Genomic DNA, 616 nt, shown 5'->3' on the forward strand with positions numbered 1-616 from the left:
GCGCCCGCGTCGAGCACGCGGTCCTCCCGGGCGGCCACGGCCTGTCGCAGGCCGACGTCACCCGGATCGAGGCCTGGATGACGCGCGAGGCGCCCCTGCCCTGACGCTCCGGCCGGGCGCGTTGCGCCCGCCCAGGGCCATCCCGTCGTCAGGCTCCGCCTTGGGTCGGCGCCTGCATGACGGCGCGTCGGGGTGTAGGGAGGGAACGCGCGCGCGCTGAAACCGTCGGTGCAGCGTACAAGGATCGGAACAACCCCATGGACGCCGAGCTCGCCTCCAGCCTGCGACGGGCCACCGCCGCCGCCCGGCGCCACGCCGAGAAGTTCGTCGGCCCTGCCGGCGCGGACGCCCTCCCGTGGTCGGTGGTCGATGCCTTCGATGCCGAGATCCGCGGCTCGGTCGAGCGCGACCGGCGGATCGAGGACGAGCGCGACCGCGTGCTGATCGCCGCGGTGAAGCTCGCCGACACCCGGCCGGAGGACGGGGCCGAGGCGATCGAGGCGGCCCGCGATCACCTGGTGGCGGCGATCGACTACCTGGAGCAGGCGGTGCTGCGGTTCGGCGTCGTCAACCGCGCCGGCGCGAAGCGCGGCTTCGGCTCGGCCGGCCAGCCGGT

At 75.5% G+C, this 616-nt stretch carries 1 protein-coding gene; it reads left to right on the forward strand.

Annotation, left to right across the window (positions count from 1 at the left end):
- Positions 1–257: 257 nt before the first annotated feature.
- Positions 258–616, forward strand: a 359-nt coding sequence (locus FV223_RS29400) for a hypothetical protein (protein ID WP_147730087.1), incomplete at its 3' end; no start/stop codon positions are given.

The organism is Methylobacterium sp. WL116 (assembly GCF_008039455.1).
GTDB lineage: Bacteria > Pseudomonadota > Alphaproteobacteria > Rhizobiales > Beijerinckiaceae > Methylobacterium.